The sequence below is a fragment of the Rouxiella aceris genome (assembly GCF_012933545.1).
Taxonomy (GTDB): domain Bacteria; phylum Pseudomonadota; class Gammaproteobacteria; order Enterobacterales; family Enterobacteriaceae; genus Rouxiella; species Rouxiella aceris.
This window is the reverse complement of the sequence record NZ_JAADJU010000001.1, coordinates 665,177-686,945: the sequence shown is the minus strand read 5'-3', so window position 1 is coordinate 686,945 and position 21,769 is coordinate 665,177. Positions and strand designations below refer to the sequence as shown.

21 protein-coding genes and 2 tRNA genes are annotated in these 21,769 nt (G+C 50.1%); 17 read left to right on the top strand and 6 right to left on the bottom strand.

Going from position 1 to position 21,769, the window contains the following annotated elements; genetic code table 11:
* Window positions 1-44: 44 nt before the first annotated feature.
* The gene (locus GW590_RS03060; RefSeq protein WP_169401527.1) at window positions 45-326 is read right to left on the bottom strand and encodes a helix-turn-helix domain-containing protein; all 282 of its coding nucleotides are present in this window, start codon (window positions 324-326) and stop codon (window positions 45-47) included.
* Between the two features lie 646 nt (window positions 327-972).
* On the opposite strand from GW590_RS03060, the gene GW590_RS03055 reads away from it, so the two are divergent.
* Window positions 973-1,338, top strand: coding sequence for a DNA-binding protein (locus GW590_RS03055; protein WP_169401526.1), 366 nt, complete (start codon window positions 973-975; stop codon window positions 1,336-1,338).
* Window positions 1,339-1,564: 226 nt separating this feature from the next.
* On the top strand, window positions 1,565-1,951 hold the full coding sequence (locus GW590_RS03050; RefSeq protein WP_169401525.1) for a DNA-binding protein: 387 nt from the start codon (window positions 1,565-1,567) through the stop codon (window positions 1,949-1,951).
* Window positions 1,952-1,979: 28 nt separating this feature from the next.
* On the opposite strand, the gene ispB is transcribed toward GW590_RS03050, so the two are convergent.
* Entirely contained in the window at window positions 1,980-2,951 is a 972-nt protein-coding gene (gene ispB / locus GW590_RS03045) for an octaprenyl diphosphate synthase (RefSeq protein WP_169401524.1), read from the bottom strand.
* Between the two features lie 259 nt (window positions 2,952-3,210).
* On the opposite strand from ispB, the gene rplU reads away from it, so the two are divergent.
* The 4 genes from rplU (at window position 3,211) to cgtA (ending at window position 6,046) form a co-directional block, all read left to right on the top strand.
* Window positions 3,211-3,522: a 50S ribosomal protein L21 gene (gene rplU / locus GW590_RS03040; protein WP_169401523.1), complete on the top strand. Its 312-nt coding sequence runs from the start codon at window positions 3,211-3,213 to the stop codon at window positions 3,520-3,522.
* Between the two features lie 18 nt (window positions 3,523-3,540).
* Window positions 3,541-3,798 (top strand): 50S ribosomal protein L27, encoded by a 258-nt coding sequence (gene rpmA, locus GW590_RS03035; RefSeq protein ID WP_169401522.1) that lies wholly within the window; start codon window positions 3,541-3,543, stop codon window positions 3,796-3,798.
* A gap of 91 nt (window positions 3,799-3,889) precedes the next feature.
* On the top strand, window positions 3,890-4,855 hold the full coding sequence (locus GW590_RS03030; protein ID WP_169401658.1) for a DMT family transporter: 966 nt from the start codon (window positions 3,890-3,892) through the stop codon (window positions 4,853-4,855).
* Between the two features lie 18 nt (window positions 4,856-4,873).
* Complete coding sequence (cgtA, locus tag GW590_RS03025; protein ID WP_169401521.1) at window positions 4,874-6,046, top strand: Obg family GTPase CgtA; 1,173 nt, start codon at window positions 4,874-4,876, stop codon at window positions 6,044-6,046.
* 208 nt (window positions 6,047-6,254) lie between these two features.
* Here cgtA and pmrB read toward each other — a convergent pair whose 3' ends face one another.
* The 3 genes from pmrB to dacB are packed head-to-tail and all read right to left on the bottom strand — an operon-like array spanning window position 6,255 to window position 9,457.
* The gene (pmrB, locus tag GW590_RS03020) at window positions 6,255-7,331 is read right to left on the bottom strand and encodes a two-component system sensor histidine kinase PmrB (RefSeq protein WP_169401520.1); all 1,077 of its coding nucleotides are present in this window, start codon (window positions 7,329-7,331) and stop codon (window positions 6,255-6,257) included.
* Window positions 7,328-7,990, bottom strand: coding sequence for a two-component system response regulator PmrA (gene pmrA, locus GW590_RS03015; RefSeq protein ID WP_169401519.1), 663 nt, complete (start codon window positions 7,988-7,990; stop codon window positions 7,328-7,330). The genes pmrB and pmrA overlap by 4 nt, the downstream gene beginning before the upstream one ends.
* 33 nt (window positions 7,991-8,023) lie before the next feature.
* Complete coding sequence (gene dacB / locus GW590_RS03010) at window positions 8,024-9,457, bottom strand: serine-type D-Ala-D-Ala carboxypeptidase (protein ID WP_169401518.1); 1,434 nt, start codon at window positions 9,455-9,457, stop codon at window positions 8,024-8,026.
* A 279-nt stretch (window positions 9,458-9,736) separates the two neighbouring features.
* On the opposite strand from dacB, the gene greA reads away from it, so the two are divergent.
* Window positions 9,737-10,213 (top strand): transcription elongation factor GreA, encoded by a 477-nt coding sequence (gene greA, locus GW590_RS03005; protein WP_169401517.1) that lies wholly within the window; start codon window positions 9,737-9,739, stop codon window positions 10,211-10,213.
* 160 nt (window positions 10,214-10,373) lie between these two features.
* Here the strand turns inward: greA and yhbY are convergent, their stop codons facing one another.
* Entirely contained in the window at window positions 10,374-10,670 is a 297-nt protein-coding gene (yhbY, locus tag GW590_RS03000; RefSeq protein ID WP_169401516.1) for a ribosome assembly RNA-binding protein YhbY, read from the bottom strand.
* A gap of 184 nt (window positions 10,671-10,854) precedes the next feature.
* On the opposite strand from yhbY, the gene rlmE reads away from it, so the two are divergent.
* From rlmE to infB, 10 genes are all read left to right on the top strand, one after another.
* Window positions 10,855-11,484 carry a 23S rRNA (uridine(2552)-2'-O)-methyltransferase RlmE gene (gene rlmE / locus GW590_RS02995; protein WP_169401515.1) on the top strand — a complete coding sequence of 210 codons (630 nt, stop codon included), beginning with the start codon at window positions 10,855-10,857 and terminating at the stop codon, window positions 11,482-11,484.
* Window positions 11,485-11,540: 56 nt separating this feature from the next.
* Window positions 11,541-13,481 (top strand): ATP-dependent zinc metalloprotease FtsH, encoded by a 1,941-nt coding sequence (ftsH, locus tag GW590_RS02990; protein WP_169401514.1) that lies wholly within the window; start codon window positions 11,541-11,543, stop codon window positions 13,479-13,481.
* A gap of 114 nt (window positions 13,482-13,595) precedes the next feature.
* Complete coding sequence (gene folP, locus GW590_RS02985; protein ID WP_169401513.1) at window positions 13,596-14,429, top strand: dihydropteroate synthase; 834 nt, start codon at window positions 13,596-13,598, stop codon at window positions 14,427-14,429.
* Window positions 14,430-14,438: 9 nt separating this feature from the next.
* On the top strand, window positions 14,439-15,773 hold the full coding sequence (gene glmM / locus GW590_RS02980) for a phosphoglucosamine mutase (RefSeq protein ID WP_169401512.1): 1,335 nt from the start codon (window positions 14,439-14,441) through the stop codon (window positions 15,771-15,773).
* Between the two features lie 293 nt (window positions 15,774-16,066).
* On the top strand, window positions 16,067-16,402 hold the full coding sequence (gene secG, locus GW590_RS02975; protein WP_169401511.1) for a preprotein translocase subunit SecG: 336 nt from the start codon (window positions 16,067-16,069) through the stop codon (window positions 16,400-16,402).
* Between the two features lie 97 nt (window positions 16,403-16,499).
* Window positions 16,500-16,586, top strand: a tRNA-Leu gene (locus GW590_RS02970).
* A gap of 88 nt (window positions 16,587-16,674) precedes the next feature.
* A tRNA-Met gene (locus GW590_RS02965) sits at window positions 16,675-16,751 on the top strand.
* 215 nt (window positions 16,752-16,966) lie between these two features.
* On the top strand, window positions 16,967-17,419 hold the full coding sequence (gene rimP / locus GW590_RS02960; RefSeq protein ID WP_169401510.1) for a ribosome maturation factor RimP: 453 nt from the start codon (window positions 16,967-16,969) through the stop codon (window positions 17,417-17,419).
* 21 nt (window positions 17,420-17,440) lie between these two features.
* Complete coding sequence (gene nusA, locus GW590_RS02955) at window positions 17,441-18,949, top strand: transcription termination factor NusA (RefSeq protein WP_169401509.1); 1,509 nt, start codon at window positions 17,441-17,443, stop codon at window positions 18,947-18,949.
* Between the two features lie 24 nt (window positions 18,950-18,973).
* Complete coding sequence (gene infB, locus GW590_RS02950) at window positions 18,974-21,670, top strand: translation initiation factor IF-2 (RefSeq protein ID WP_169401508.1); 2,697 nt, start codon at window positions 18,974-18,976, stop codon at window positions 21,668-21,670.
* Window positions 21,671-21,769 lie beyond the last annotated feature (99 nt).

Here is a 21,769-nt window from a genome sequence, read left to right as displayed (position 1 = left end):
TATTTTGCCGCCGCCGGAGCATGCTCCGGCGGGTTGGTCATCACTTATTTCCTCGTTATTTTAAAACTCGGCTGTGCGCGCATTCTCCTCTCTAACAGTTGATTGGTTTTTGGGTCATAGTAACGGCTGGGCCAGATTTCTGCAGGGTGTAAACCAAGGGCATTGGCAATAATCCACTCTCCTTTTGGCCATGGGCGGGACAAGGCATTGGCCAGGGTTGATGAACTTAACCCGGCAGAACGTGATAAAGCCGCCAGGGTGGTTCTACGTTTATGTAGTGATGCGATGATATCAGCGTGATGCCAATCTTCTCTCTTTAATAGCATATTTGCTCCATTGTCTAATTATCTACCTGTTCTGGTGAACGGAATTTGATTGGCAATTTTTTATTTGGAAAGATATATGAGCAAATTTACGAACATAGTTCAAATCGAGTTCTCAAAAAAAATCACAATTTTTAATTATTAATCAACAGTCTTACGCTAATCACTAAGTTCATAATTTTCTTGAAATAACTCACTGTAATTATTGAGTTTAGTTTATCTGGTAAGGTGGGTTAAATAAAATATTCTTGATATTAGTGGTTCTGTTCGCTTGATTTTTTGTGTCGTTACTATCATATAGTGAGTGCATTTTTTCTAAAAAAAATAAGCCAGCATTTATTTGCATTTCAAATTATCTTATTGAAAGTAATGATTTTTATCTTATTCTCAATCGATTTGTTAAATGTAATTAAATTTTAGGGGTAAAATGAGGCTTTGGGTTTCATTTTTTTTCATAAAAATATTTCATCAAAAAATATGAAATGATGATTTTTTAATTTGTTAATTCCGAATAGTATTGAGTAGTGGTATAACTTAAATTTCAGCATAAGCGTATAAACTCGTTGCCCATATAATAACCGCGCTTGCCCGTTTGAGCAGTAATGATTGATATTTATTATAATTCGTTTGCTAAATAGAGAATAATATTATGAATCGAGAGTGGTTTTCAGCAAAAGAACTGATTGGTTTTCCTGGGTTACCGACATCAACTCAGGGAATACACAGCATGGCGCGCCGCCAGAATTGGATTAAGCGCCGACGTCTTGGCGTTCAGGGGCGTGGCGTTGAATATCATGTGGATAGCCTGCCAATCAAAACGGTTTCAAATTTAATGATGCATGAGCAGTCAGCAGAATATCTGTATTCCAGTTATCAAGATCCGCTCGCTATCTGGATTGAGAGTTACAAGCAACTGCATGAAGATGAGCGCAAGAAAATCATCACCTTTATTGTGCGTGATGGACTGACGCAAATGATTAAGCGGCTGAATCTATTGGATGAACCTATTTGCTGATTTTTTAAATTTGATGCAATAATTCGGAATTTGACAATTTTAGGGGTAATGTTACCTATGTGATGATATATTTCAGGGCAACACATTGCGTGTTAATTATTAGCGGTTAAATTTAAGTGATATCGGCCTCTCTGATTCTTTGTTATGTAAAGATATTGCCTTGACTGTAGAGTGAAATGCAGACGGGTTTTCTATTTTCGGTTTGCAACTAATACAAAGGAATGCCATGAAACAGGAATGGTTTGCAGCAAAGGAGCTTGTCGGGATAAATGGTTTACCTACCTCAACCCAAGGCGTACATGGTATGGCAAGGCGTCAGGGATGGGAAAAACGGCGCCGTTTTGGTGTCCAGGGCAGAGCAGTGGAATATCATATCGATAGCCTGCCTAACAGGACAAAACCTGCATTAATTATTCAGGAAAAATCTGCAGAATATCTTTGTACTTCCTATCAGGATCCCCTGGCAATCTGGATTGAGAGTTATAAGCAACTTAACGAAACAGAGCGCAAACAAATTATCTCTTATATCGTCAGAAAAGGAATGACGGCGATGATCGACTGCATTAACGCCGACGAGCAAAATTCGACTAAACAAAGCCACCCCGGCATTTGAGGCGGGGAGAGCCTTGTTAATGGTTTAATTAAAAATCACGTTTGACGGCTAAATGAGCGAGACCTTCAAGGGCCAGTCGGTAAGGCGATTCAGGTAATACCCGTAATGCGGCAATAGCCTTGTCGGCTTCCTCTTCGGCTCGGTTACGCGTGTAGTCAAGGGAGCCGCATTGATGCATGGCCTGCAGCACCGGTTCAAGCAAATGCCTGCCGTTACCTTGCTCAATGGCCTGGCGGATCATAATTGCCTGTTCGCTATCACCGTGGTTCATGGCATGCAGCAAGGGCAGCGTCGGTTTCCCTTCATTGAGGTCATCACCGGTGTTTTTGCCCAGCGTCTCGCCATCTGCGTCGTAATCGAGAAGATCGTCAATCAGCTGGAAGGCGGTGCCTAAATAACGACCATAGTCCTGCAATGCCTGGACCTGTGCGTCGTCACCACCGGCGAGCATGGCAGATGCCTGCGCAGCCGCTTCAAACAACCTTGCCGTTTTGCTGTAGATGACTTGCATGTAGCTTTCTTCGGTAATGTCCGGATCGTTACAGTTCATCAGCTGCAGCACTTCACCTTCTGCTATCACGTTTACCGCTTTGGCCATTAACGCCAGAACGGGTAGCGATTCCAGGTCGGTCATCATCTGGAATGCTCGCGTATAGATAAAGTCGCCGACCAGTACGCTGGCCGCATTGCCAAAGGCGGCATTGGCGGTGGCTTTGCCGCGGCGCATATCAGATTCATCAACGACATCGTCATGCAGCAGGGTGGCGGTGTGGATAAATTCTATCAACGCCGCAACCGTTACGTGCTTATCACCGCTGTAGTTCAGGGCACGGGCTGCAAGCACGGCAATCATTGGGCGAATTCGTTTACCGCCACCGCTTATAATGTAATACCCTAGTTGATTGATGAGGGAGACATCAGAGTTCAACTGTTCGAGAATCGCTGCATTAACCGCAGCCATATCTTGTTCGGTGAGATCGATAATCTGTTCTAGGTTCATTGTGATTTTTCGGCTGTGTTTCTCTTCACCGCAATGAGATCTTGCTCACATTGGCACATGATGCAAACTGTAGAACTGATTGTACTTGAAAAATGAGCGAGATAAACGCGTTCAAATGAACTGCGCTTTTTTTCTTCTTTTCTGGTGATTGTGCTCTTGTCATATGCTGATTTTTTGCGTAGAATTCGCGCCCTATTGTGAATATTTATAGCGCCCTCTGGACTATACAAAGTTGAGTGCGCGGAAAGCGGAGTTTTATATGTACGCGGTTTTCCAAAGTGGTGGTAAACAACACCGAGTAAGCGAAGGTCAAACTGTTCGCTTGGAAAAGCTAAACATCGCAACTGGTGAAACGATTGAGTTTGACCAGGTTCTGATGATTGCTAACGGTGAAGAAATCAACATCGGCTTGCCTTTAATTGCTGGCGGTGTGATTAAAGCTGAAGTAGTTGCTCACGGTCGTGGCGAGAAAGTTAAGATTGTTAAGTTTCGTCGTCGTAAACACTACCGTAAGCAGCAAGGCCATCGTCAGTGGTTCACTGATGTTAAAATCACCGGCATTAGCGCTTAAGTTTAGGAGAGCGGAACAATGGCACACAAAAAGGCTGGCGGCTCCACACGCAACGGTCGCGATTCAGAAGCTAAACGTCTGGGCGTAAAACGCTTTGGCGGCGAAGCAGTACTGGCAGGCAGCATCATCGTTCGTCAGCGCGGCACCAAATTCCACGCTGGTATCAACGTGGGTTGCGGCAAAGACCACACTCTGTTTGCTTTGGCTGACGGTAAAGTCAAGTTCGAAGTTAAAGGCCCGAAAAATCGTAAATTTATCAGCATCGAAGCTGAATAATTTCTTCGAGTCTTAATAGATTGATGTAAGCCCCGCAATTAGTTGCGGGGCTTTTTACATTCTGTTAGCCCACACCGGCCAAAAAATGGATATCAAATCACAAGCGCCTATCGGCATTATGCTCGCGGTCATCACGGCTATGTGCTGGGGTGTTTTGCCCATTGCCTTAAAGCAGGTGTTGGTGGTGATGGATCCGTTGACCGCCGTCTGGTTTCGCTTTGCGATCTCCGGGGGGGTTCTGGGGGCGATATTGTTCGTCCGGCGAAAACTGCCTCCGATGCAGCTCTTCCGTCGTTCCCGATGGTTATTTGTCCTGCTGGTCGCAACTGGCGGCTTGCTGGGTAACTTTGTGTTATTTTGCTCGTCGCTGAAATATCTCAGTCCGACGGCGTCGCAGGTAATCGGCCAGCTTTCACCCGTTGGCATGATGTTCGCAAGCGTCATTATCTTGAAAGAACGCATGCGATTTACGCAGATTATTGGCGCAGTGATGCTGATTTGCGGGCTGGTATTATTTTTCAATACCAGTTTGATCGAGATCTTTACCCGCCTGACCGATTACACCCTGGGGGTGATATTGGGAATAGGCGCCGCCACCGTTTGGGTCAGTTATGGTGTCGCGCAAAAAGTACTACTGCGAAGACTGACTTCACCGCAGATTCTTTTTATGCTGTACACTTTATGTGCTATTGCACTCTTTCCCGTGGCCAAGCCCGGGTTGGTGCTACAACTTAATAGCTGGCAACTAGCCTGTCTTCTGTTCTGCGGCGCAAATACTCTGGTGGGGTACGGCGCATTAGCTGAAGCAATGGCGAGATGGCAGGCGGCACAGGTGAGTGCGTTAATTACCTTAACGCCCCTGTTTACCCTGTTATTTTCAGATTTACTGGTGCTCGCCTGGCCAAACACCTTTGCCGCGCCGGTGCTTAACCTGATCGGTTATTTTGGTGCCTTTGTGGTCGTTGCAGGGGCAATGTTTTCTGCAATTGGCCATCGTTTGTGGCATCCAAGAACAGAACAAAACCTGGTTGCTCGCTTAAAGCATCCGGGTGAATGATTTACGGAGACAGTTGAAATGAAGTTTGTAGATGAAGCGACGATCCTGGTCGTAGCAGGCGATGGCGGTAATGGTTGCGTAAGCTTCCGCCGCGAGAAATATATTCCTCATGGTGGGCCTGACGGCGGTGACGGCGGGGATGGCGGCGACGTTTTTTTAGTCGCCGACGAAAACCTCAATACGCTGATTGACTACCGTTTTGTAAAATCTTTCCGCGCCGAACGTGGTGAGAATGGTCAGAGCCGTGACTGTACCGGTAAACGTGGCAAAGATATCACTATCAAAGTTCCTGTCGGTACCCGCGTGCTGGATCAGGGAACCGGCGAAGTGCTGGGCGATATGACTCGTCATGGTCAGGTACAGATGGTGGCGAAAGGCGGTTTCCACGGATTGGGTAATACCCGTTTTAAATCCTCGGTCAACCGTTCACCACGCCAAAAAACCATGGGTACCAAAGGCGAAATGCGTGACCTGACGCTGGAACTGATGCTGCTGGCTGACGTCGGTATGTTGGGCTTGCCCAATGCCGGGAAATCCACGTTTATTCGTTCTGTCTCTGCCGCCAAACCAAAAGTTGCCGACTATCCGTTTACCACGCTGGTGCCAAGCCTCGGCGTAGTGCGTATGGATAACGAACAAAGCTTTGTTATTGCCGATATCCCGGGTCTTATTGAAGGGGCCTCGGAAGGTGCCGGTCTTGGTATTCGTTTCCTTAAACACCTTGAACGCTGCCGCGTGCTGCTGCATCTGGTAGATATCGCGCCAATCGATGAATCCGATCCGATTGAAAATGCCAAAGTTATCATTAACGAGCTGCAACAGTATAATGAGAAGCTGGCACAGAGACCGCGTTGGCTGGTGTTTAACAAAGTCGATCTAATCGACAAGGAAGAAGCCGAGCGCCGGGCAAAAGAGATTGCCGAAGGCCTGAACTGGGAAGGCGATTACTTCCTGATTTCTGCGGCCAATCGTGAAGGCGTTAACGCGCTGTGCTGGGAAGTGATGAAGTTTATCAACGACAACCCTGTGCATATGTCGATTGAAGAAGCGATACCTGAAAAAGTTGAATTCATGTGGGATGATTACCATCGTGAACAACTGGCAGAAGTCGAAGCAGAAGAAGACGATGAAGACTGGGATGACTGGGATGATGAAGACGACGAAGGTGTCGAAATCATTTATGAACGCTAAGTTCGCTTAACCAGATTTCAGCCATGGTGCTAAAAGGTCGCTTAACAGCGGCCTCAGACTGCTGACAAAGTCCGTTATTAGGGAGAGTGCACCGTTGGGGTCGTAGCGGGCTTGCCCGCCGGAGCGCCCCTAGGTGTGCTATGCCCGGGTATCTCGATCATCAAGACGACTTTGTCATCAAACTCAGGTCGCTTAACAGCGGCCTTTTTTATTCGCCGCTGTTAGGGGTAAAGGCCCGGAAGGGTAACCAGCACTGGACGCTTAACCCTGGGCTGTTTTGACGATTAAGCAGACGCAAATGGCCACCGTGCAGATTGATGATGCGCAAAACAATATTGAGCCCCAGACCGCTGCCGCCAAAGCGTTGATCGGCCCGTTTAAAGGCCTCAGTCAACTCACCTGCCATTTTCTCATCAATTCCCGGCCCACAGTCATCAATCTGTACCAACACGCCCTGATCGCGTTCTGCGAGCGTTATGGTGATATCGCTGTTCGGCGGGCTATAACGATGGGCATTCTCAACCACGTTTCTCAGCATTAATCGCAACAGGACCGCATCGCCTTCTACTTCACGCTGGATTTGCCCCTGGGTTACCAGACGTTGCTGATGTCCGGCGAGCATTTCAGCAAGCTCTTCACGCAAAGGCTCAAGCACATGGTTAAGCAAATCCACTTGCTGATACTGCCCTTTGGCAAAGTTTTGTCCGGCGCGGGAAAGCATCAGCAACTGCTCGACAGTATGCATTAATTGATCGATACGGCCGATCAGCATACTGCTGCCTGCAACCCCGTTTTTATCCATCAATTCAAGGTGTAACCGCAGCCCGGCCAGCGGAGTACGCAGTTCATGGGCGGCATCGGCGGTAAAGAGTCTTTCCTGGGCAATAGTGTGTGACAGTCGGGAAAGTAGCTGATTGATCGCTCGGGTCACGGCCACGACTTCGCTGATCTCACTGTTTAATGGCAAGGGAGAGAGGTTATCGGCAGAACGCGTCTCAAGGCGTTTTTGCAACTGCCTGAGGGGGCTGATGATCCAGCTTATCGCCCAGAAACAGAGCAGCAGTGTGACTGCTAGCATGGTTAACGAAGGGGCAATCAGCGAGGCAATGGCTTCGGCAATCTCCTTTTCGACATGGGCATTGCGCACCTTGGCCGATAGGGTGTCATTAACTAGTAAGTTAATCTGCTCCTGGCTTTCATGCCATAGCCAGAAAACACTGGTCAACTGCGTGACAAATAGAATCAGCGCCAGCATCACCAACAACCGCCGCCGCATGCTGGTCATGCGGGCGTATCCAGACGGTAGCCAATGCCGCGTACGGTATGGATCAGATCTTTACCCAACTTGCGGCGCAAATTATGAATATGCACTTCAAGGGTATTGGATCCCAAATCGTCCTGCCAGGAATAGAGATCCTGCTGCAACAGTTCGCGATTAACGGTTTGCCCGGCACGCATAATCAGCCTGGAGAGAATGGCGAACTCCTTTGGGGTGATCTCTACCAGCTGTTCCTGCTGGTAGACCTGCTGGCTGGAGAGATTTAGCGTCAGGTTGCCGACCACCATCAAATTATCGCTATGCCCCTGATAGCGGCGGATCAGCGCGCGGACGCGGGCCAAAAGTTCGACCAGCGCGAAAGGCTTGACCAAATAGTCATCAGCCCCGGCATCAAGCCCATCAACACGGTCTTCCAGCGCATCACGGGCGGTTAAAATCAGCACCGGCAAGGCAATATTCTGTCGACGCCACTGACGCAACAGGGTAGCGCCATCGATATCGGGCAGCCCCAAATCCAGAATGATCAGGCTGTATTGACTGCTTTGCAGCAAAGCATTGGCCTCAGCGGCGCTGGCGGCGCTATCGCTGGCATAATTTTCGCCGTTTAGCGCCAGGGTCAGCCCCTGGCGCAACAGCTCGTCATCTTCGACTATCAGCAGTTTCATAAAAAGTGTTTATGCTCTTAGTGATTGAGTCGCTTAGTTGTTTTGATAAATATCGCGATACAGACGGCTCTCAAAACGAACTAAAGGTGCCCGGCGCGTGCGCTGATCTTCCGGAGGAACGGCATAACCCGAAAGATACTGCACAAATGCCAAACGCTGACCGCTGGCGGTGGTAATAAACCCGGCCAAATTATAGACGCCTGCCAGAGAACCGGTTTTTGCCGAGACTTTGCCATCGACCCCCGCTTCATGCAGACCGCCACGGTATTGCAAGGTGCCATCATGACCGGCCAATGGCAGCATGGAGATAAAATCCAGTTCCTTGTCGTGCTCGGCGATATACTGCAACGCCTGCATCATGGTCTTTGGCGACACCAGATCGTGGCGTGATAATCCGGATCCATCTACCTGAATGGAGTTGCCCAGCTCAATGCCTGCCTTTTGGCGCAACACCTGACGCACGGCATCGGAACCCGCACGCCAGGTACCGGGTACGCCAAAGCGTTGATGACCAATGGTGCGAAATACGGTATCGGCAATCATGTTGTCAGATTTTTTCAACATCATATGCAGCAGCTCGTGCAGCGGTGCCGATTGGGTTTGCGCCAATATAGTACCGGCCGGGGTGGCTTGCGTTTGACGTTTTAAGGTGCCATCAATCTGGATATCTGCCTGTAACAGCTCATCTTTGAGGATCGCCCCGGCATAGGCAGCGCCATCCTGAATGGCAAAGGCCAAAGGTAAGGGATCGCTGCGTTGCGTCAGACAACCGGTCAGTGTAAAGCGGTTGAACTCGCCGGGAACAACATCCAGTTCGCAATATTGCGCATCCGGCGAGCCTTTGGCCAGCGTACGCACTTCGCTAAACATATGGACCGGATAATAAGAGGCTACGCGGATAAACGCGTTCTCATCCGCTTTGGCAGCACTGTAAAGTGATACCGAAAAACAGTTGCGATCGACAATGGCAGCGGCCGGCGGGGCGCTAAAACACTGGGTAATATCATTCCACGGCCAGCCTGGCGCTTTATCGTGACTGGCGAACACCGAGGTATCAATCACCACATTGCCGCTGATCTCTTTGACGCCCTGTTTTTTTAATACTGCGACCATATTCCGAATATTCTGACGCTTAAACGTCGGGTCACCGTCAAAACGGGCGATTAAATCGCCGCGAAGTATGCCATCGCTGATACTGCCTTTGGTTTCCAACGTGGTATTAAAGCGAAAATCCGGGCCTAACTGTAACAAGGCGGCCAGCGCGGTGAGCACTTTCATGGTACTGGCGGGTAAGGCCATTTGATCACCGTGGTAATCGAGAACGGGCGTGGTTGCGCCAATCTTCTGTACCAGTACTGACAGATTTGTACCTTCCGGCAGATATTGAGTATAGTTTTCTACCTGCGCTGCGTTTGCATTAAGAGCAATCGCGCAGGCTAATCCACTGACAATTCGTAAAAAACGCATTATTTTGAGTATAGGCTCTGGATAACTGCTGGATGACATGGTTGCCATACTACGATGCAACGAACGGGGGCGCAACGTGGGTGAAAGTAAACGATGATCCCAAAGGAACTCTACGGTAAAATACCACTCAAAATGAAAAACCCCTCCTGGCCTGGTGTTTACCCCGGGTGAGGTTTTTTTTGTTTATCGCCAGAGCGAGTCAACCTCAAAGGCTTGATTTCTACCTGATAAATTCAGGACGGTGTTTGACCAAAGGACATAGTTAGAGGTAGTGAAAATATGAAACCGATTCCGATGACATTGCGTGGCGCTGAAAGATTACGTGAAGAACTTGATTATCTGAAGAGCGTTCGTCGCCCCAAAATTATTGCTGATATTGCCACTGCCCGCGAGCATGGCGACTTGAAAGAAAATGCCGAGTACCATGCTGCACGTGAGCAGCAAGGGTTCTGCGAAGGGCGTATTCAGGAAATTGAAGCCAAATTATCCAACGCTCAGGTTATCGACATCATGAAGATGCCGGTCTCAGGGCGGGTTATTTTTGGTGCCACCGTGACCATAATGAATCTCGACACTGATGAACAGCAGACTTACCGCATTGTGGGTGATGATGAAGCTGACTTTAAGCAGAATCTGATCTCGGTGAACTCGCCGATTGCCCGTGGCCTGATTGGCAAAGAGCCAGATGACGTTGTGGTTATCAAAACGCCTGGCGGTGATGTCGAGTGCGAAGTGCTGAAAGTAGAATATATTTAATTTGGCGTGGAGGGGCGGTGGTTTTGTGATTACTACCGCTCTTTTTACCGGCTCTTTTGGCGGTAAAATGAAAAGGCCTGCTAAGGCCTTTTGTAAAACCACGTATAGATAGCAACTTTAATCGTTAAATCCAACGCGCTTTTCGTTAAACTCTCAAGACTTAACGCGGTAAGATGATTTTGCGGTCTTCAGCAGCAGGGCGGTAAAGCACCAGTATATTGCCGATGACTTGTACGTTGTTCGCTTTGGTTTCCCGGACAATGGCGTCAACAATCAAAGTCTTGGTTTCTCGCTCTTCGGCTGCAATCTTCACCTTGATGAGCTCATGATGTTGCAGCGCCTGTTCGATTTCGGCAAGCACGCCTTCAGTCAGGCCGTTATTACCCAGCATGACCACCGGTTTTAACGGATGTGCCAGGCCTTTCAGGTACTGTTTTTGCTTATTGTTAAGATTCATCGTCTTTTTTTACTTAAGTTGGGATTGAAAACGGTGCATTCTACCGCCATCTCATCATTATCACCAACTCGGTATGCAACCGGGTCACGTGTCAAGACGACTTAGCCATAGACGCAATGACGCTAAGAGCTTGTTGTTAAGGCTCTAACTCAGGGTAGTTTGAACACTATATGGTTACTAAATAATGTCTAATAAAAAGCGTTCTGCAAGCTCCAGTCGCTGGTTGCAGGAACACTTTAGCGATAAATATGTGTTAGAAGCACAGAAAAAAGGGCTGCGTTCCCGTGCCTGGTTTAAACTTGATGAAATACAGCAGAGCGATAAGCTGTTTAAACAGGGTATGACCGTTGTTGACCTGGGTGCAGCTCCTGGTGGATGGTCTCAATATGTGGCCACGCAGATTGGTAACAAAGGGCGGATTATCGCTTTGGATCTTTTACCTATGGATCCAATCGTTGGAGTCGATTTCCTTCAGGGCGATTTTCGTGATGAATTAGTTCTCAAAGCCCTGCTCGATAGAGTAGGAGACAACAAAGTTCAGGTGGTCATGTCCGATATGGCCCCGAATATGAGTGGTACTCCGGCAGTCGATATACCAAAATCGATGTATCTGGTTGAGTTGGCGCTGGATATGTGTCGAGATGTACTGGCACCAGGCGGAAGTTTCCTGGTGAAGGTGTTCCAGGGAGATGGTTTTGATGAATACCTACGGGAAATTCGCTCCCTGTTTACGAAGGTTAAGATTCGTAAGCCAGACGCTTCCCGAGCACGTTCGCGAGAAGTGTACATCGTAGCGACAGGGCGGAAACTGTAGTACCCTAACGCTGTTTGTTAACACAGTTGTAATATGAGGTTAATCCCTTGAGTGACATGGCGAAGAACCTGATTCTCTGGTTAGTCATCGCGGTTGTATTGATGTCTGTATTTCAGAGCTTTGGGCCCAGCGAGTCGAATGGCCGTAGGGTAGATTATTCTACCTTCATGTCCGAATTGACCCAAGACCAGATTCGTGAAGCACGTATCAATGGCCGTGAGATTAACGTTACCAAGAAAGACAGTAACAAATACACGACCTATATCCCTGTCAACGATCCTAAATTACTGGATACCTTGTTGACGAAGAATGTGAAAGTTGTTGGTGAGCCGCCTGAAGAGCCGAGCCTGCTTGCATCTATCTTTATTTCCTGGTTCCCGATGCTGTTGCTGATAGGGGTCTGGATCTTCTTTATGCGGCAAATGCAGGGCGGAGGCGGCAAAGGCGCGATGTCCTTTGGTAAAAGCAAAGCCCGCATGCTGACAGAAGATCAAATCAAGACCACCTTTGCCGACGTTGCCGGTTGTGACGAAGCCAAGGAAGAGGTGAGCGAGCTGGTTGATTACCTGCGCGAACCGAGCCGTTTCCAGAAACTGGGCGGCAAGATCCCTAAAGGCGTACTGATGGTGGGCCCGCCAGGTACCGGTAAAACTTTGCTGGCAAAAGCTATTGCCGGTGAAGCCAAAGTGCCGTTCTTTACCATTTCAGGTTCTGACTTCGTGGAAATGTTCGTGGGTGTCGGCGCATCTCGTGTGCGTGACATGTTTGAGCAGGCCAAAAAAGCGGCACCTTGCATCATCTTTATCGATGAAATCGATGCTGTCGGTCGTCAGCGTGGCGCAGGTTTGGGCGGTGGTCACGACGAACGTGAACAGACCCTGAACCAGATGCTGGTTGAGATGGATGGTTTCGAAGGTAATGAAGGCATTATCGTTATCGCGGCGACCAACCGTCCAGACGTGCTTGACCCAGCGCTGTTGCGTCCGGGCCGTTTTGACCGTCAGGTTGTGGTTGGCTTGCCAGATGTTCGTGGCCGTGAACAGATCCTGAAAGTTCATATGCGTCGTGTGCCATTGTCTCCCGATATTGATGCAGCAGTCATTGCCCGCGGAACCCCGGGTTTCTCCGGTGCCGATTTGGCTAACCTGGTCAACGAAGCTGCACTGTTCTCGGCTCGCGGTAACAAGCGCGTTGTGTCGATGGTTGAATTTGAAAAAGCCAAAGACAAAATCATGATGGGTGCAGAACGCCGCTCCATGGTGATGACCGAAGCGCAGAAAGAGTCGACGGCTTATCATGAAGCTGGCCACGCCATTATTGGCTGGTTGCTGAAAGATAAAGGCCATGATCCAGTACATAAAGTGACGATTATTCCTCGTGGCCGTGCTCTGGGTGTGACCTTCTTCCTGCCGGAAGGCGATGCTATCAGCGCCAGCCGTGAAAAACTGGAAAGCCAGATTTCCACCCTCTACGGTGGTCGTTTAGCCGAAGAAATTATCTACGGTGTTGGCAAGGTTTCTACCGGTGCGTCAAACGACATTAAAGTGGCTACCTCGATTGCCCGTAACATGGTCACTCAGTGGGGCTTCTCGGAAAAACTGGGCCCGCTTCTCTACGCAGAAGAAGAAGGCGAAGTGTTCCTGGGTCGTTCTGTGGCAAAAGCCAAGCATATGTCGGATGAAACCGCCCGTATTATCGACCAGGAAGTAAAATTGCTGATCGAAACCAACTACAAGCGTGCCCGTCAGATCCTGGATGACAATATGGACATCCTGCACAATATGACCAAAGCGCTGATGACGTATGAAACCATTGATGCACCGCAGATCGACGATCTGATGACGCGTAAAGAAGTGGTTCGTCCGCCAGCAGGTTGGGATGAAACCGGCAGCAACGATTCAAACGATAACGGTACACCTAAGGCACCCACGCCAGTTGATGAGCCTCGTACGCCTAACCCAGGCAATACGATGCGTGAGCAATTCAGCGGTAAGTAAATGGCTGATTGCGGGCTTTGCGTCAACAGCCTGTACTGATTAAACTAAAACCCCGGCCTTGTCCGGGGTTTTTTACATTTTGAGCCCACAAAAACAGCGCGACGGGAAGGCATCATGCAGCTCACTGCAAAAGGCAGCACACTGGACCTCACTTTTCCTCAGGTAATGGGGATCCTCAACGTTACCCCCGATTCATTTTCTGACGGGGGTCGCCATAATCGTCTGGATCTGGCGATTAGCCATGCGCAAGCGATGATGGAGGCCGGCGCGACTATCCTTGATATTGGCGGCGAGTCGACCCGTCCGGGTGCGGCCGAGGTAAGTGATGACGAAGAGCTTTCCCGCGTGGTGCCGGTGGTTGAGGCGCTGGCCAGCCGGTTTGACGTCTGGCTGTCGGTGGATACTTCCAAAGCCTCGGTGATCCGCGAATCGGCTCGCGCTGGTGCCCACCTGATCAACGATATCCGCTCATTGCAGGAACCTGGTGCGATGCAGGCGGCGGTGGAGAGCGGCTTACCGGTTTGCCTGATGCATATGCAGGGCGAGCCAAAAACAATGCAGCATGCGCCGCAATACGTTGATTTAATCGCTGAAGTTGATCACTATTTTGGGCAACATATTGCCCAGTGTATTGAGGCCGGTATTCCGAAAGAGAAATTGTTGCTCGACCCGGGGTTCGGTTTCGGTAAGAATTTGAATCATAATTATGAACTGCTGGCCCGCTTGGCCGAGTTTCATCATTTTGGTTTACCGCTCCTCGTCGGCATGTCGAGAAAATCGATGATTGGCCAGCTTTTGCATCTGCCTCCGGAACAACGGGTAACGGGAAGCGTTGCCTGTGCGGTGATTGCCGCCATGCAGGGCGCGCAGATTGTCAGGGTGCATGACGTTAAAGAAACGGTGCAGGCCATGCGTATCGTCGAAGCAACACTTTCAGCTAAGGGATAAAGATAAATTATGAGCAACCGTAAATACTTTGGTACAGATGGCATTCGTGGCAAGGTTGGCGATAGCCCGATTACGCCTGATTTTGTATTGAAGCTCGGTTGGGCGGCGGGCAAAGTGCTGGCTCGTCACAGCTCGGGTAAAGTGATTATCGGGAAAGATACGCGCATTTCCGGCTATATGCTGGAATCTGCCCTTGAGGCGGGATTGGCCGCCGCCGGACTGTCGGCCTCTTTTACCGGCCCGATGCCAACCCCGGCTATTGCCTATCTGACCCGCACCTTCCGCGCGGAAGCGGGCATTGTGATCTCGGCGTCGCATAACCCTTATTATGATAACGGCATTAAATTCTTCTCAATCGATGGCGCGAAATTACCCGACCATGTGGAAGAAGCCATTGAAGCCGAAATGGAAAAACCCCTGACCTGCGTCGACTCATCCGAACTGGGGAAAGCCAGCCGTATTGTTGACGCCGCCGGGCGCTATATCGAGTTTTGCAAAGGTACTTTCCCGGCAGAACTCAGCCTTAGTGGCCTGAAAATGGTGGTCGACTGCGCCAATGGCGCGACCTATCACATTGCACCAAGCGTGATGCGTGAGCTGGGTGCCAAAGTGATTGCCATCGGCTGCGAACCGGATGGCATGAATATCAACGAAGGCTGTGGCGCAACCGACGTTGCTTTGCTGCAACAGCGCGTATTGCAGGAGAAAGCTGACCTGGGGTTGGCCTTTGACGGTGACGGCGACCGCATCATTATGGTGGATCATGAAGGCAATCGCGTCGACGGCGATCAGATCCTCTATATCATTGCCCGCGAGGGGCTGCGTCAGGGCCAGTTACGCGGTGGCGTGGTCGGCACCCTGATGAGCAATATGGGACTTGAACTGGCCCTTAAACAGCTGGGTATCCCTTTTGCTCGTGCCAAAGTCGGCGACCGCTATGTGCTGGAAACGCTGCAGGAAAAGGGCTGGCGTATCGGGGCCGAAAACTCCGGCCACGTTATTCTGTTGGACAAAACCACCACCGGTGACGGCATTGTTGCCGGGCTGCAGGTGTTGACGGCGATGGTTCGCAACCATATGAGCCTGCATGACTTATGCAGTGGTATGAAATTACTGCCGCAGATCCTGGTCAATGTACGCTTTACCGGCGAGCACGATCCGCTGCAAAGCGACGAGGTGAAAGCGGTGACTGCCGATGTCGAGAAGCAACTGGCGGGCAAAGGTCGCGTGCTGTTGCGTAAATCAGGTACCGAACCCTTGATCCGCGTAATGGTCGAAGGTGAAGATGCCGAGTTGGTGGAACGTCTGGCCAACCTGATTGCCGACGCGGTGAAAGCCGCCTAAGCAAAAAACGGTGCCGGCAGATCAAGAGCCGGCATCGCCATTTTGTGCCGCAAACTGGGCATCCGCGGTTAAGTTGCTTATCTTGTCGGCATAAAAGGCCTGAAAATTGCTGCGTTTGTCGCTTTTTTCCGCAATTGAACACTTAGCTGAAAATTGCCCTTGCGTGAGCATAACGCTTTGGTTAGTATTCACACCCGCTTCAGTAGGTCTTTGAAGACCTGCAGCTAATCATAGTAAGAAGCAGGTGAGAAGCAATTAGCACGCGGTGATCCCGCAAGGATACAGGTACAACTATGTACGATGCTCTTCTGGTAATTTTCCTTATCGTAGCTATCGGCCTAATCGGTCTGGTTATGCTGCAACAAGGTAAAGGCGCAGATATGGGAGCCTCTTTCGGAGCAGGTGCATCTGGCACATTGTTCGGTTCGAGCGGTTCCGGTAACTTTATGACCCGCATGACGGCTATTCTGGCGGCGCTGTTCTTCGTCATTAGTTTGATTCTGGGGAACATGAGCACCAATAAGAGCCAAAAAGGCAGCCAGTGGGAAAATTTGAGTCAGCCAGTGAAATCTGAGCAGACAACTGCACCGGCCGCTCCTGCAGCGCCGAACAGTGATATTCCTAAATAAGTTGTCGCCTGACAGTCAGTGCTAAGAAGTAAGAAGTAAAAGGTTTTCAAACAATTGCGCTTACTTGGACAGTAAACGTGATTGAGAAAAAAAGAGTGCCGAGGTGGTGGAATTGGTAGACACGCTACCTTGAGGTGGTAGTGCCCGAATGGGCTTACGGGTTCAAGTCCCGTCCTCGGTACCAATCTTTTGATAACTTGCATTCTTGCGGTTATCGGCGTAGTATTTTGCGGCATCGAGTCGCGAAAATAAGTATTCGCCACGTTTTCGGACGCGGGGTGGAGCAGCCTGGTAGCTCGTCGGGCTCATAACCCGAAGGTCGTCGGTTCAAATCCGGCCCCCGCAACCACTTTCCTCAAGTCTTTGTTTTCAAATATACTGCTAGTATCTCCCCGGTGATTCTGAGTATCCATTTGAAAAGAATTCTTTTAGAAAGTTGCACCGAAGCCGCCATGCGGCAAATAGGGTCCAGTTGCATAAAGCCCCGATTTATCGGGGTTTTTTGTTATTTGGCAACAGAATCACTGGGCTATTAGGCCCTTTTTTTATGTCTTGGGGGTGGAGTTGTCCACATTAGAACAAAAATTAACAGAGATGATTTCAGCACCGGTCGAAGCATTAGGCTTCGAGCTGGTAGGTATTGAGTTCGTACGGGCTCGCCAGTCGACGCTACGCATCTATATTGATAGTGAAGACGGGATCACAGTTGATGATTGTGCTGATGTCAGCCACCAGGTTAGCGCTGTTCTCGAAGTAGAAGACCCGATTACCGTCGCCTATAACCTGGAAGTTTCCTCCCCGGGCCTCGATCGCCCTATGTTCACCGCAGCGCATTATCAACGATTCATTGGTGATGAAGTGAGCGTGGTGTTGCGTATGGCTATGCAGAATCGCCGCAAGTGGCAGGGAATAATCAAAGCTGTCGAAGGCGAAACGATCACGGTTACGGTGGATGGGAAAGATGAAGTGTTCGCACTGAGCAACATCCAGAAGGCGAACCTGGTACCCCACTTTTAAAGTTAGGATGAGGCAACTAGGATGAATAAAGAGATTCTGGCTGTTGTAGAAGCAGTTTCTAATGAAAAAGCCCTCCCGCGCGAAAAGATTTTTGAAGCGCTGGAAACTGCTTTATCGACAGCGACCAAGAAAAAGTACGAGCAGGAAATCGAAGTTCGCGTCACCATCGACCGTAAAACCGGCGACTTTGACACCTTCCGCCGCTGGGTTGCTGTAGACGAAGTGACCCAACCGACGCGCGAAATTACACTCGAAGCTGCACAGTACGAAGATCCATCCATTCAGTTGGGTGATTACGTCGAAGATCAAATCGAATCCGTTACTTTTGACCGCATCACCACGCAAACGGCAAAACAGGTTATCGTTCAGAAAGTTCGTGAAGCTGAGCGCGCCATGGTCGTTGACCAGTTCCGTCAGCAGGAAGGCGAGATTGTTACCGGTGTGGTGAAAAAAGTTAACCGTGACAGCATTGCTCTGGATCTGGGCAGCAACGCAGAAGCCGTTATCCTGCGCGAAGATATGCTACCGCGTGAGAACTTCCGCTCCGGCGACCGTATCCGCGGTGTTCTTTATGCGGTACGTCCTGAAGCACGTGGTGCGCAACTGTTCGTTACCCGTTCACGCAACGAAATGCTGGTCGAACTGTTCCGCATTGAAGTGCCTGAAATCGGCGAAGAGCTGATTGAAATCAAGGCCGCTGCCCGCGATCCGGGTTCACGCGCCAAGATTGCCGTTAAAACCAATGACAAGCGTATCGACCCGGTCGGTGCTTGTGTCGGTATGCGCGGTGCGCGCGTTCAGGCCGTCTCCAGTGAACTGGGCGGTGAACGTATTGATATTATCCTTTGGGATGATAATCCGGCGCAGTTCGTTATCAACGCCATGGCTCCGGCAGACGTTGCCTCTATTGTGGTTGATGAAGACCGCTGCACCATGGATATCGCCGTTGAAGCCAGCAACCTGGCACAGGCGATTGGCCGTAATGGCCAAAACGTGCGTTTAGCTTCCCAGTTGTTGAAACAGCATCGCAATGATGACAAGTGGGAACTGAACGTGATGACGGCAGACGACCTGCAGGCCAAACATCAGGCCGAGGCGCATGCTGCAATTGCTACCTTCACCAAGTATCTGGCGATCGACGAAGATTTTGCAACGATCCTGGTAGAAGAGGGTTTCTCAACGCTCGAAGAATTGGCCTATGTGCCAGTGAACGAGTTGCTTGAAATCGATGGTCTGGACGAAGACACGGTAGATGCGCTGCGCGAACGTGCAAAAGAAGCGCTGACCACCCTGGCCCTGGCACAGGAAGAAAGTCTCGGTGACAACAAGCCTGCTGAAGATCTGCTGAGTCTTGCAGGTTTGGAACGCAGCATGGCGTTTAAACTGGCAGCAATCGGTGTTTGCACGCTGGAAGATCTTGCCGAGCAGGGTGTTGACGATCTGGCAGATGTTGAAGGTCTTAATGACGAACAGGCTGGTGAACTTATCATGGCCGCACGCAATATCTGTTGGTTTGGCGACAATGCGTAATAAACTGTAGCAGGAAGGAACAGCATGACAGATGTAACCGTAAAATCGCTGGCAGCGGAGATCCAAACTCCGGTTGATCGCCTGGTACAGCAATTTGCTGATGCAGGGATCGACAAGTCTGAAGCTGACTCTGTCACCCAGCATGAAAAAGAGACATTGTTGGCGCATTTGAACCGTGGAAATTCAAATGCGACAAACAAACTGACGTTGCAACGCAAAACGCGTAGTACACTTAATGTTCCGAGCACCGGCGGGAAGAGTAAATCGGTGCAAATCGAGGTCCGCAAGAAACGCACTTATGTCAAACGTGATATGACCGAGGCAGAAATTGCTCAGGCCGAAGCGGAAGAGCAGGCAAAGCGTGAAGCGGAAGAACAGGTACAGCGCATAGCACAGGAGCAGGCCCAACAAGCGGCCGCTCTGGAAAAAGCGAAGCGTGAAGCCGTTGAGCAAGCCAAACGTGAGGCCGCTGATAAAGCTAAGCGTGACGCAGCGGAAAAAGATAAAGTGACGAATCAACATACCGACGAAGTAACCAAGCCAGCTCAGGCAGAAAAAGCACGCCGTGAAGCAGAATCAGCAGAACTTAAACGTAAAGCTGAACAAGAAGCACAACGCAAAATCGAAGAAAACGCCCGTCGCGTTGCTGAAGAAGCCCGTAAAATGGCTGACTCAGGCGTGTGGACCGAAACGGTTGCGCCAAGTGAATCCGAATCTGCCGACTATCATGTCACCACTTCCCAGCACGCACGTGCTGCCGAAGACGAAAACGACGCCAAAGTTGAAGGCGAACGCCGCAGCCGTACTCGCGGTGGCAAAGCGACCAAGCAGAAGAAAGGCAATAAACTGTCTGAATCTAAAGCCGATCGCGAAGAAGCTCGTGCCGTTACCCGTGGTGGTAAAGGCAAGCGTAAGCCAAGTACGCTGCAACAGAGTTTTAACAAGCCTGTCGTAGCCGTCAACCGTGACGTTGTGGTGGGTGAAACCATTACCGTTGCCGAACTGGCCAACAAAATGGCAGTTAAAGGTTCTCAGGTCATCAAAACCATGATGAAACTGGGCGCCATGGCCACCATCAACCAGGTTATTGATCAGGAAACTGCGCAACTGGTTGCCGAAGAAATGGGCCACAAAGTTATCCTGCGTCGTGAAAACGAACTGGAAGAAGCACTGATGAGCGACCGTGATACCGGTACTCAGGCAGCAGCTGAACCGCGTGCACCTGTTGTGACCATCATGGGCCACGTTGACCATGGTAAAACCTCTTTGCTTGACTACATTCGTTCAACGAAAGTAGCCGCAGGCGAAGCAGGCGGCATCACCCAGCACATTGGTGCTTATCATGTCGAAACTGAAAATGGCATGATCACCTTCCTCGATACCCCGGGACACGCCGCCTTTACCTCAATGCGTGCTCGTGGTGCTCAGGCCACCGATATCGTGGTTCTGGTGGTGTCTGCCGATGATGGCGTGATGCCACAAACCATCGAAGCGGTTCAGCATGCGAAAGCTGCTGGCGTGCCTATCGTGGTTGCGGTTAACAAAATCGATAAACCAGACGCTGATCCGGAACGCGTTAAAACCGAACTGTCTCAGTATGGCGTTATGCCAGAAGAGTGGGGCGGCGAGTCTCAGTTTGTTCATGTCTCTGCGAAAGTAGGTACTGGCATCGACGAACTGTTGAACGCAATCCTGCTGCAGGCTGAAGTGCTTGAGCTGAAAGCAGTACGCAGCGGTATGGCAAGCGGCGTAGTTATCGAATCTTTCCTGGATAAAGGCCGTGGCCCAGTTGCTACCGTGCTGGTTCAGGAAGGTACGCTGAACAAGGGTGATATCATCCTGTGTGGTTTCGAATATGGCCGTGTGCGTGCGATGCGCGACGAAATGGGTCGTGAAATCACCGGTGCCGGTCCTTCTATCCCTGTCGAAGTGTTGGGTCTGTCCAGCGTTCCGGCGGCGGGTGACGAAGTCACCGTAGTACGTGATGAGAAGAAAGCGCGCGAAGTAGCGCTGTACCGTCAAGGCAAGTTCCGCGAAGTCAAACTGGCTCGCCAGCAGAAATCCAAACTGGAAAACATGTTTGCGAACATGACCGAAGGTGAAGTTTCTGAACTGAACATCGTGCTGAAATCTGACGTACAGGGTTCTTGTGAAGCGATTTCTGATGCCTTGCAGGCGCTGTCAACGGCAGAAGTCAAAGTCAAGATCGTGGGTATGGGTGTTGGTGGGATCACCGAAACCGACGCGACCCTGGCCGCCGCTTCTCGCGCAATCATCCTTGGCTTTAACGTCCGTGCCGATGCCTCCGCTCGCCGTGTCGTTGAAAACGAAAGCCTGGATCTGCGTTACTACTCGGTTATCTATAACCTGATTGACGAAGTCAAACAGGCGATGAGCGGGATGTTGGCACCAGAATACAAACAGCAAATCATTGGTCTGGCTGAAGTTCGTGACGTGTTCAAGTCACCGAAATTTGGCGCTATCGCAGGCTGTATGGTTACTGAAGGTATGATTAAACGTAGCAACCCAATCCGTGTTCTGCGTGACAACGTGGTTATCTATGAAGGCGAGCTGGAATCCCTGCGCCGCTTTAAAGATGACGTTAGCGAAGTCCGTAACGGCATGGAATGTGGTATCGGCGTTAAGAACTACAACGACGTACGTGCTGGCGATGTGATCGAAGTCTTCGAAATCATCGAAATCAAACGTACCATCGCTTAACGTTCCGCTTTGCGACTACATTCAGAACCATTGGGGGGGCCTTGCGCCCCCTTATTTGTCATCAGCTTTACCCGAATATTGTACCTTGCACCACTGTGG